10 protein-coding genes are annotated in these 10,905 nt (G+C 67.5%); 3 read left to right on the forward strand and 7 right to left on the reverse strand.

Annotation, left to right across the window (positions count from 1 at the left end; all coding sequences use genetic code 11):
- Window positions 1-128 precede the first annotated feature (128 nt).
- Window positions 129-1,736 carry an ABC transporter permease gene (locus tag ABYB95_RS09690; protein WP_372658272.1) on the reverse strand — a complete coding sequence of 536 codons (1,608 nt, stop codon included), beginning with the start codon at window positions 1,734-1,736 and terminating at the stop codon, window positions 129-131.
- A 133-nt stretch (window positions 1,737-1,869) separates the two neighbouring features.
- Between ABYB95_RS09690 and ABYB95_RS09695 the strand changes: the two genes are divergently transcribed.
- The gene (locus ABYB95_RS09695; protein ID WP_372658274.1) at window positions 1,870-3,012 is read left to right on the forward strand and encodes an ABC transporter ATP-binding protein; all 1,143 of its coding nucleotides are present in this window, start codon (window positions 1,870-1,872) and stop codon (window positions 3,010-3,012) included.
- Between the two features lie 28 nt (window positions 3,013-3,040).
- On the opposite strand, the gene ABYB95_RS09700 is transcribed toward ABYB95_RS09695, so the two are convergent.
- The 4 genes from ABYB95_RS09700 to ABYB95_RS09715 all read right to left on the reverse strand — a co-directional run bounded on the left by ABYB95_RS09700 (window position 3,041) and on the right by ABYB95_RS09715 (window position 6,220).
- Window positions 3,041-4,459, reverse strand: coding sequence for a PepSY-associated TM helix domain-containing protein (locus ABYB95_RS09700; RefSeq protein WP_372658275.1), 1,419 nt, complete (start codon window positions 4,457-4,459; stop codon window positions 3,041-3,043).
- A 205-nt stretch (window positions 4,460-4,664) separates the two neighbouring features.
- The gene (locus ABYB95_RS09705) at window positions 4,665-5,069 is read right to left on the reverse strand and encodes a DUF2946 family protein (protein ID WP_372658276.1); all 405 of its coding nucleotides are present in this window, start codon (window positions 5,067-5,069) and stop codon (window positions 4,665-4,667) included.
- A gap of 41 nt (window positions 5,070-5,110) precedes the next feature.
- Window positions 5,111-5,584, reverse strand: a complete 474-nt coding sequence (locus tag ABYB95_RS09710) for a copper chaperone PCu(A)C (protein ID WP_372658277.1) — start codon at window positions 5,582-5,584, stop codon at window positions 5,111-5,113.
- 219 nt (window positions 5,585-5,803) lie between these two features.
- Complete coding sequence (locus tag ABYB95_RS09715; RefSeq protein WP_372658278.1) at window positions 5,804-6,220, reverse strand: DUF2946 domain-containing protein; 417 nt, start codon at window positions 6,218-6,220, stop codon at window positions 5,804-5,806.
- 99 nt (window positions 6,221-6,319) lie between these two features.
- On the opposite strand from ABYB95_RS09715, the gene ABYB95_RS09720 reads away from it, so the two are divergent.
- Window positions 6,320-6,982 carry a glutathione S-transferase gene (locus ABYB95_RS09720; protein WP_372658279.1) on the forward strand — a complete coding sequence of 221 codons (663 nt, stop codon included), beginning with the start codon at window positions 6,320-6,322 and terminating at the stop codon, window positions 6,980-6,982.
- A gap of 109 nt (window positions 6,983-7,091) precedes the next feature.
- Window positions 7,092-9,470: an alpha/beta hydrolase fold domain-containing protein gene (locus ABYB95_RS09725; protein ID WP_372658280.1), complete on the forward strand. Its 2,379-nt coding sequence runs from the start codon at window positions 7,092-7,094 to the stop codon at window positions 9,468-9,470.
- A 49-nt stretch (window positions 9,471-9,519) separates the two neighbouring features.
- On the opposite strand, the gene ABYB95_RS09730 is transcribed toward ABYB95_RS09725, so the two are convergent.
- Entirely contained in the window at window positions 9,520-9,927 is a 408-nt protein-coding gene (locus ABYB95_RS09730) for a globin family protein (RefSeq protein WP_372658281.1), read from the reverse strand.
- Window positions 9,928-10,079: 152 nt separating this feature from the next.
- The gene (locus tag ABYB95_RS09735; protein WP_372658282.1) at window positions 10,080-10,841 is read right to left on the reverse strand and encodes a lysophospholipid acyltransferase family protein; all 762 of its coding nucleotides are present in this window, start codon (window positions 10,839-10,841) and stop codon (window positions 10,080-10,082) included.
- Between the last annotated feature and the right edge of the window lie 64 nt (window positions 10,842-10,905).

The following is a 10,905-nucleotide window of genomic DNA, read 5'->3' on the forward strand; positions in this document are numbered from 1 at the left end:
AGGTTATGACAAGCGCCTGGGCGCGTACAGCGCGGCTCGTGAATGTCGTGCATTGACGTTTCTGATTGGGCCCCGCATGGGCCCTTGTGGCGCACCACCATCCGCAGACCCGGCAGCGGGCCACGCGGTCAGCGCCGGCGCAAGGTCCGGCTGAGCAGGATCACCGGCAACAAGCCCACCAGCACCAAAGTGAGCGCGGGCAAAGCGGCTTCGCCCAGCCGCTCGTCGCGTGCGAGCTGGTAGGTCACCACGGCCAGGGTGTCGCTGTTGAAAGGCCGCAGCACCAGGGTGGCGGGCAGCTCCTTCATCACGTCCACAAACACCAGCAGCACCGCGGCCCAGGTCGAGCGGCGCAGCAACGGCCAATGCACGCGCCGGGCCAGCGCCGCGCCGGTGGTGCCCAGCATGCGCGCCGAATCGTCCAGGCTCGTGGGCATGCGGCTGTAACCGCTTTGCACCGATTGCAAGGCCACGGCTGTGAAGCGCACCAGGTAGGCCCACACGATGCCGAGCGCCGTGGCCGTGATCCAGTACGCCAGGCTGGCCTCGGGCCAGGCGGCCTGCAGCCAACCCACCGGCAGCAACAAGCCCACCACGATCACCGCGCCCGGCACGGCATAGCCCAGGCTGGTGAGCTGGACCGCGCTGCGCGTGACCCAACCGGGCCGGGTGCGCTGGGCAAACGCCAGCGCCAGGGCCAGGGCGGTGGCGAGCACCGCGCTCAGCGAAGCCAGCCACACGCTGTTGCGCGACCACAGCAGAAACGCGCCCCAGGGCAGTTGCTCCCAACCACCGATCAGCGGGCGCAGCATGAACAGGACCGGCAATACAAAGCCCATCAGAATCGGCAGCGCGCAGACCAGCACCACCTGCACCATGCGCGCGCCCCGCAGCCGCGTGGGCTGGGCGTCAGCAGCGCCGGCACGCTGGCCTTGCAAGGTGGTGAAGCGCATGCGCCGCTGCGCCCGGTGCTCCAGCCACAGCAGCAAGGCCACGGTGGCCAGCAGCACGGTGGCGAGCTGCGCCGCCGCGATGCGGTTGTCCATGGCCAACCAGGCTTTGTAAATGCCGGCGGTAAAGGTCTGGATGCCTAAGTAGCTCGCCACGCCGAAATCGGCCAGGGTTTCCATCAGCGCCAGCGCCACGCCCGCCGCCACCGCCGGTCGCGCCAGGGGCAGCGCCACTTCGCGGATGCGGCGCGACAGCGGCGCACCCAGCAAACGAGCGGCTTCCATCAGCTGCACCGCGCGTTCGGCCAGCGCGGTGCGCGCCAGCAAATACACATAGGGATAGAGCGAAAAGGTGAAAACCCAGATCGCGCCACCGGTGTTGCGCACTTCGGGAAACACCCGCCCCTGCCAGCCAAAGGCTTCGCGCAAACCCACTTGCAGCGGGCCGCTGTATTGAAAGAAGTCGGTGTAGGCGTAGGCCACCACATAGGCCGGCATGGCCAGGGGCAGCAGCAGCGCCCATTCAAAAAAGCGCCGTCCGGGAAAGTCGAACAGCGTCACCGCACAAGCCGTGCCCATGCCGACGACGGCCACGCCCACGGCCACACACACGCACAGCAGCAGCGTGGTGAAGATGTAGTCGGGCAACACCGTTTGCGCCATTTGCGCCAACACGTCGCGTGCCGCCGCATCGAACTGCAGCCAGGACAGGCCCAGCGACAACACCGGCAGCGTCAACAGCAGGGCCAACAAAAGCAACAAGGCCGGAGCCAGCTTACGCAGCATGAAAAAGGGGCATATCTAGGGGCCGGAGCGTTGGGCAAAAGGGCATCGTGGCACACGGCCACGGGCCCGCCAAGGTCTGTGTGTTGATCCGCGTCAACACAAATGAGAATTGTAGTCATCTACAATCAAACCCATGTTTCTCAACGTCTCCCACCTGAGCGTGCGCTACGCCGGCCAGCCCCAACCGGCGGTGGATGGCGTGTCGCTGGGCTTGCAGGCGGGAGATATCGGCGTGCTGATCGGCCCCTCGGGCTGCGGCAAGACCACCTTGCTGCGCGCCGTGGCCGGTTTGGAGCGTGCCAGCGGCGGCAGCATCCACCTGCACAACGAAACCGTGAGCGACGAACACCACCACACGCCGGCCGAGCAGCGCCGCATCGGCATGGTGTTCCAGGACTACGCGCTGTTTCCGCACCTCAACGTGGGCCGCAACGTGGCTTTTGGCATCGACCACCTGCCGCGCGCCGAACGCGAGCGGCGCGTGGCCGAGGTGCTGCAACTGGTTGGCCTGGGCGATTTGCAGGCGCGGTTTCCGCACGAGCTGTCGGGCGGCCAGCAGCAGCGCGTGGCCCTGGCCCGCGCGCTGGCACCCAGTCCGCGCCTGCTGTTGCTGGACGAGCCTTTCTCCAACCTCGACGTGGACTTGCGCGAACGCCTGGCCCACGAGGTGCGCGCCATTCTGAAAGCCGCCGGCGCCACCGCGCTGTTCGTGACCCACGACCAGCTGGAGGCCTTTGCCATCGGCGACGTGATCGGCGTGATGCACGAAGGCCATTTGCACCAGTGGGACGACGCCTATGCGCTCTACCACCGCCCGGCCACGCGTTTCGTGGCCGAATTCATCGGGCACGGCGTGTTCACCCCGGCGCGCATCCTGCAGCAAGGCGACAACGTGGTGGTGCAGACCCCGCTGGGCAACCTGCTCGACGTGGAAGAGTGCCCCTTGCCCAGCGCCTACCCCGACGGTTTGTGCGACGTGCTGCTGCGCGCCGACGACATCCTGCACGATGACGACGCGCCGGTGAAAGCGCAGATCGTGCGCAAGGCCTTTCGCGGCTCGGAATTTTTGTACACCTTGCGCCTGGCCAGCGGCGAAACCGTGATGACCCACGTGCCCTCGCACCACAACCATGCGGTGGGCGAGTGGATCGGCATCCGTGCCGAGGTGGAGCACGTGGTCACGTTTGAGCGTGGCGCGGTGGCGGCCACGCCACCCGCACCCGGCGAGCTGCGGCGCGCGCCCATCCATGCACCGGTGATCGCGCCCGCCGTATAAGCAGACCGCGAGCACCGCGGCAGCGGATTCAGCTCAGCGCGGCTTTCAGCGCCGGTATGCGCGAAATCAACAGCGCGTCGAGCAGCAACATGCCGACCAAGGCCACACCGGCCAAGGGAAAACACAAAGCCACTCCCAGCATGACAAACGCACCGGTTTTCCAGCGCAAGGGGCTGGTGGGCACACCCGGCGCCACCAGACGTGCGCTACCGGCCGGGCGCCGTTTCCACCACATGACGACGCCGCTCACGCACAAGAACACCACGCCGGCGCAGAACAGCAGATTCACGCCCGCGTTGAGCCAGCCCATATCGCCCTGGTGCAGCGCCACGGCCACCGCCATGACGCGACCCAGCAAGGGGTATTCGGCAAACACCGCTTCGGCCAGCACGCGGCCGCTGTAGCGGTCGACGTGCACGGTGCGGTCGCCGGTGGGGTCGTCCATGTCGCCGCTCATGGAATCGGCAGAGATGGTGTAGACACCGTCGTCGCCAGACGGCAACTGGATGTGGTGCTGACCGGTGAAGCCCAGGCGGGTGGCGAGCGCGGCCACGCTGTCCAGATCCACCGGCTGGCCCGCAGGCACGCCCGGTGTGCCCGCCGCCGAACCCGAGGCCGGCAACGGCGTTTGCTCCAGCGCCCACGGCACAGCTTTTTCCGAACCGTGGTTGAGCGAGGCGTGGCTGGCTTCGGATTTGGGCACATCGTTCCACTTGCTCGCGGGAAAACTGTTCCAGGGCTGCACCAGTTGGGCGCCCCAAACGCCGGTCCAACTCATGCCGCTGAGCAAGAAGGCCAGCAGCCCCAGGCTGAGCCAGAAACCCACGCTGGCGTGCAAGGACTTCCACCAGGCCCGGCCCCGCGCACGCAGGTTCGGCAGCAACAAGGCCGACCAACGCTGCGCACCGCGCGGCCACCACAGGTAGAGACCGGTGACCACCATCACCACCGCCAGGCCGGCGGCGATTTCGATCAGCCGGTCCCCCACATCGCCCAGCAGCAAGCTGCCATGGATGCGCTCGGCCCAGGCAAACACGGTGTGGTCTTTGTCCACCGTCTTCAAGATCTGGGCCGTGTAGGGATTCACTGCGACGGCTTCGGTGGCATCGCCACGTCCCACCACGAACCAGCTGGTCAGATCGGGGGCGCGGGGTGCCACGTACTCTTTCAATGCCGCATCTGGCCAACGCGCCTGCACCGCCAGCGCTTGCGCCGACACCGCGAGCACCTGGGTTTGCGGCGTCACATGCACCGGCGCGCCCAGGCGGGTCTGGAAACCGGTGAAAAACACCATGACCATGCCACTCAGCGCCAGCACGAACAAGAACGGAACCACATACAGCCCGGCGTAAAAATGCCAGCGCCAGGCCATGGCGTAGAAGCGCGGCGCGGGGGCCGCCTGGGCAGAAGTGCCGGTAGACAAAGGGGAAAGATCGATCGGGTGCATGGCATCGACTCGAAAAATGGGTGGATGGATGTGAAACCGCCGCGCGTTGCGTCGCGGCTCGGTACGGCGCGACATGGCGGGTCCGCGCTCGGGCAGGCCTGCGCACCCGCAAAGGCGCTGCCAGGCCGCAACAAATAGATGGGAACGGAGGACCCCGCCCGTCGGTCGAGCCCGCGCACGGTGAGCGCCGGGCCGGGCGTCGGGCTCAGGCCATGGGTGGGCCGCGCGCGGTGGCGGATGGCGAACGGCCATCCCCCGCCGCCCAGGCCAGGTGTCGGGGAGCATCCTGGGGCCCCGACACCCCCACCGCCCAGTGCCAGGCGGGAATCAGCGGTGCGAAACGCTCCGCCGCCAACCAGCAAAAACCGCAGGCATCCAGAAAACCGTGTCCGGTGGAACGGTCCAGCGTTTGCGAGGCGTTGGCCGAAACGGCTTCGGCATCAGCCCCTTGCAGCGCCAGCCAGCGCACGCCGCTGCTGCTGCACACCTCGACCCAGGACGGCGCGGGAGCCCGCGCGCGCGAAATGGCGGGCGCCAAGGCGGCGAGCAGCATCGCACACACCAGCCAGCGGGCGATGCGCGCCGATACGGCGGGGCGAAAAAAAACCATGGCAGACGCCGGTGCAAAAGACCGCGTTCAGACCGCAGGCATCAGTGCTTGTGACCGGCTTCGTGCTTCTCTGCGCTGGGCGCCATGCTGCCCAAGGCACGCACCGGCACCTGGATTTCCTGGGTGAAACGCAGCTTGCCAGCGCCCTCGAACTCCAGCGTCAGCGCCACCATATCGCCCGCCTTCAGCGGGCCTTTCAAATCCAGCAGCATCACGTGAAAACCACCGGGCTTGAGCTCGACGGGCTTGCCGGCCGTCAGCGCCAGGCCGTTGACCTGGCGCATTTTCATCACGTCTTTGTCCATCGACATTTCGTGGATTTCGGCCGCCGCCGCGATCGGCGTGCGCACGCCGACCAAGCGCACGTCTTTGTCGGTGGTGAGGCGCATGAAAGCCCCGGTGGCTTTTTGAGCCGCCACGGTGCCACGCACCCAGGCGTCTTCCACCTTCACGGTGGTTTGCGCCCAAGAGCTCGCGCTGATGGCGAGCAAGGCGGTGATGATCAGTTTTTTCATAAAGGGCTCCTGGGTTGAAAACGAGAAAAGGGGGACGGCGCCGGTCACACCGACGCTTCGGAAAGCCGAGCCTGCACATGCGCGGCGCAGGCGTCTACCGTGGGCGCATGACGCCGGTGTGCAGACAGAAAGCGGTGAGAAGAACGGGGCATGCGAACTCCCGGAAAAACCAGAGACACGCGCGAACGCCCCATGGGCATGCGCGCCGGGCTTGGAAACTCAGGAAAGCTGTGGTGGGGCGCGGGCGAGCGCCCCGACCCAAACCGCCGTGGCGGTGATCCGGGCGCGCTGCACGGGCCACCAGGCCGGGGGTGCTGCTCCGTCGTGGCCTATTTGAAACGCCGGGGGCAAACCCGCAGCGCCGCCATGCAGGCTGCACCAGGGGCACGGCATGGCGCCGTCGGCCATGGGATGGCCACCCCCCTGTTTTTTGCCGAGGCTGCCGTCCGCCGGGGCGACGGTCTTGACCCAGACCAGACCGCTGACGCTGCAAACCTCGACCCAATCGCTGTTGCCCGAACCCGTCACCACCGCCTGCGCCATCGCCGGAGCGAGCGCATGCATCACCAGGGCCAACATGGCCAGCCAGGTGGTCATGCGGCGGTGAAGGGGCCGGGGAAATCGTTCAAACGACATGGCGCGAGTCTACCAGCGCAGGTCAAATGCGCGACGGCGTGGCGGCCCGGTTCGCCGCTACCATGTGCGGATTCAAAACAACACCCTCGGAGACACCCCATGCTCAAACTGTGCGGCTTTGCGGCCAGCAATTACCACAACAAGGTCAAGCTCGCCCTGCTCGAAAAGGGTGTGCCCTTTGAAGACGTGCTGGTCTGGACCGGCCAGACCGACCGCACCGCCAGCCCCCTGGGCAAGGTGCCGTACCTGTTGACCGAGCAGGGAGCGATCTGCGAATCCACCGTCATCCTCGAATACCTCGAAGACCGCTTCCCCGAACACCCGCTGATCCCGGCCGATCCCTTCGCCGCCGCCAAGGTGCGCGAACTGGTGCGCTTTCTGGAGCTGCACCTGGAACTGGTCGCGCGCAACTTGTACACCGAGGCCTTTTTCGGCGGCAAGGTGAGCGACAGCGCCAAGGAAAAAATCGGCGCGCAGCTGGACAAGAACGTCGCCGCCTTTGGCAAGCTCGCCCAGTTCGCGCCGTTCGTGGGAGGCGACAGCTTCACCCTGGCCGACTGCGCCGCCGCCGTCCACCTGCCGGTGGTGAGCAGCGCCAGCAAGATCATCTACGGGCGCGACGTGCTGGCCGATCTGCCGGTGCGCGACTACCTCAAGCACGTGGGCGAACGCGCCACCGTGCAACAAGTGAACGCCGACCGCAAGACCAACACCGAACAGATGCTGCGCAACCTGAAAAACGCGGCCAGCGCCAAGGGCTGATCCACTCGCCCGAATTTGGTAGATCTGCCAGGGCGGCCCCTGCCTCGACCGGTCTGGACACGCAAAATGCCGGTCTGTTCACACAGATGGCAACCAGGGGACGCGCCAGATGACCGAGTACCAGCCCAGCGGGCTGTCAGAAAAACTGCTGGGCATCTGGCTGCGTTTTTCGTTGCGTGTGCTGCTCAAGCCGGTGCTGTCGCCGCGCTGGTCGATCGGCTTGCAGCGCCGTTGGCTGGCCGGCATCGCCAGCACGACGCTGGTGCCACGCGGCATGGACATCAGCCCGGTGACCGTGGGTGGGGTGCCCGGCGAATGGCTGCAGCGCCGGGGCGTGCCACCGGTGAAACCCGGCACGCTGCTGTATCTGCACGGTGGCGCCTACTGCATCGGTTCGGCCGCCACGCACCGCTCACTCACAGCCCGCCTGGGCTCGGCCATGGGTCTGCCGGTCTTCGCCGCCAACTACCGGCTCGCCCCCGAACACCCCTGCCCCGCTGCGCTGGACGATGCGCTGGCCGCCTACCGCGCGCTGCGCGCGCTCGGTCCGGTGCTGATCGCCGGTGATTCGGCCGGTGGCGGCCTGGCGCTGGCCACCGCGCTGGCCCTGCGCGACGCGGGCGACCCCGCCCCCGCCGCCTTGCTGCTGCTCTCGCCCTGGGTCGACCTGACCACCCCCGACAGCGAACCCGCGCCTGCGCCCGGCGAAGCCATGCTGAGCGCGGCCTGGGCCCACAGCTGCGCCGGGTTCTACCTGGGTGGGCGGCCCGCCTCTTCGCCACCAGCCTCGCCCCTGCACGCCGACCTGCGCGGCCTGCCCCCCACGCTGATACAAGCCGGCACCGACGAGCTGCTGTACCCGCAGGCGCAAGCCTTGCACGCGGCGATGCAGGCCGCAGGCGTGGCCAGCGAGCTGGACATCACCTTGGGGCGCTGGCACGTGTTCCAGTTGCACGGCGGCCTGCTGCCCAGCGCCGACCAGGCCATTGCCCGGCTCGCCCGCTTTGCGCTCGGGCCCCTGGCGGCCGCCACCCCGCCGCGCCACTCGGAACACGAGGTGGTCATCATGGGGGCGGGCATGTCGGGCATTTGCATGGCGCTCCAGCTCCAGCGCGCCGGCCTGCACAACTTCGTGATCCTGGAAAAACAGCCTGGTCTGGGCGGGACCTGGTGGGACAACACCTACCCGGGCGCCCATGTCGACGTGCCCGCCCCGGTGTACGCGTTTTCGTTCGCACCCAACCCGCGGTGGACGCGCCGTTTTGCAGCGGCACCTGAGATCCAGAGCTATCTGCAAACCTTGGCCGAACGCCACGGCTTGTTGGCACACCTGCGGCTGGACACCCGCCTGAGCGAGGCGCGGTTCGATGAGGCCAGCGGTCAATGGCGTTTCAAGACCGAGCGCGGCGACAGCTTGCGTGCGCGCTTTTTTGTCTGCAGCACCGGCCCGCTGAACCAGCCGCGCTGGCCCGACATCCCGGGGCTGGACAGCTTCCAGGGTGCGCGCCTGCATTCGGCTCGCTGGGATGCCCGCGTGCCCCTGCAAGGCCAGCGCGTGGCCGTCATCGGCACCGGCTCCACCGCGTCCCAGCTGGTGCCGCCCATCGCGGCACAGGCCGGGCGCTTGCATGTGTTCCAGCGCACCGCCAACTGGGTGGTGCCGCGCCTGGACCGCCCTTACCACCTGCTCGACCGCCTGCTGGCGCGCTGCCCGCCCTACGCCATGGGGGCACGCTGGTGCTGGGCACAGGTGCTGGAACTGGGCCGGCGCGGTTTTGACGAAGGCACGCTCGCGCGCAAGGGCTTGATCAAGACCAGCACGCTGCACCGCCAACACCAGGTGCGCGACGCGGCGCTGCGCGCGCGGCTCACGCCGAACTATCCGCTGGGCTGCAAGCGCCTGATTTATTCGAACGATTTTTATCCCGCGCTGGGGCAGCGCAACGTGGAACTGGTCACCGATGGCATTGCGCGCATCACGCCGCAAGGCATCGTCACCACCGACGGCCAGGAGCGCGCCGTGGACGTGCTGGTGTGTGCCACCGGCTTTGACACCGTGCACCTGCTCGCGGGTGTGCAGGTCACCGGCCAGCAAGGCCAGACCCTGGCCCGTGCCTGGGCCGAGGGGCCGCAGGCCTACCAGGGCATCACGGTAGCGGGTTTTCCCAACCTGTTCCTGATGCTGGGCCCCAACACCGCCACCGGCCACACCTCCACCTTGCTCTATATAGAGCCCGCCGTGCGGCACGCCATACGCTGCATGAAAGCGGTGCAGGCGGGCCCACACCAGTGGATCGCCGTGAAGCCCGAGGCGCAAGCCGCGTACAACGCGCAGCTGCAAACCCGGCTTCAGGGTTCGGTCTGGAGCCAGTGCAACAGCTGGTACCGCATGGAAGGCGGCCGCATCGTGGCGCTGTTCCCCGGTTTCACGCGTGAATATGTGCGTGCGCTGCGCACACCCGGTCTGCAAGACTACCAGCTGGTCTGAGCGCCCGCGCCGGGTAGACAGCGAGCCACCCACGCCGAAAACATGGGGCTCAAGACGGAGCCGGGGTTTGCATCACGTCTGCCATCACGCCGTACACGGCGGTCCAGGCCGCCCGTGTGTCCGGTGTGAACGAACTGCCCAGACCCTGTTCAAGCGTCTTCAGCAGCGCCGCGCCCACGGTGTCGTAGTGGGCGGCCTGCACCCCGTAACCCAGGTGGCGTTGGCCCAGTTGCTGAAGAACCGGCACCAGGGTGTCCAGCGCCCCGAGCTGGCCCACAGCCACATCGATCATCTGGATCAGCTTGAAGGCCTGCTGGTGCACATTCCCTTGGAACAAAGGTTTGAGCGTGGGGTCGGCTTCGAACAGGTGTTGGTAGAACAAATCACCCACCGCAGCCCCCATGGGCAACACGCGGCGCCAGGAGTCCTGTACCAGAGCAATGGTTTGGGGGTTCATGTTGACTTCCTTTCTGGCCAAGAAGAGAACAGGTGACACGCACAAAATATGCCCAGCCGGACGCACCTCAAAACGCCGTAGACGGGCCGTCGTGGTGCATACACACACGGGCACCGCACGCTGGGCGCACCGGTGGTGCCTACTGCCCCCGCTCAGTGCCCGGCTGGGGTTTCGGTGGGCAGGCCCAGCAAGCCGGCGATCTCCAGGCGCATGGCCGCTGCCCAGGCGCGCCGGTCCCGATCGCCGGCGGTCTGCGGCTCGCCATAGACCACCACGGCTTGCAGGCCGGTGGCGCGCAGCGTGCGCCAGATGGAAGCGACCAGCGTGTCGTCGCCCACATAGAGCGGCGCGCTGTGCAGAGCACCGTTGGCCGCGTTCAGGTAAGCCAGCCCCACCGGCAGCACCGGCGCCTGCGCGGCGATGGCGGCCTGGAAGATGTTGGCGTGGAAATTGAGCAGACAGGTGCCGTCGCCGGTGGTGCCCTCGGGGAACACGGTGATGATGTCCTGCGCTTGCAGGCGCTCGGCCACGTGGTGCACCACGCGCATGGCGTCGCGGCGCTTTTCGCGCTCGATGAACAAGGTGCCTGCGCCGGTGACCAGCCCCCCGATCAAGGGCCAACGTTTCACATCGGACTTGGAGACAAAGCGCGAGGGTCGCGCCGCGTTCATCACCAGAATATCCAGCCACGACATGTGGTTGGCCACTTGCAGCAGCGGACCCTGGGCGGGCGGCTTGCCCCGGAGCACCAGCTCCACACCCATGAGGCGCAGCATCTGCCGCGACCATTCGCGCACCAGCAACTCGGTCTGCGCCGCGTCCAGATGCGCGAATTCGCTGCGGATGATCCACAGCCCGCGCAACACATGGCCCAGCACGCGCAGGGCCCGCCAGCATGCACCCAGACGGCTCATGGGCGCGGGCTCAAGCCAGCGAGCGCAAGGGCTCGGCGGCCACCTGGCCAGAGACCAAGGTGGC

Origin of the sequence: Hydrogenophaga sp. (assembly GCF_041633695.1) — a bacterium.
In the GTDB taxonomy this organism is placed as follows: domain Bacteria; phylum Pseudomonadota; class Gammaproteobacteria; order Burkholderiales; family Burkholderiaceae_C; genus Hydrogenophaga.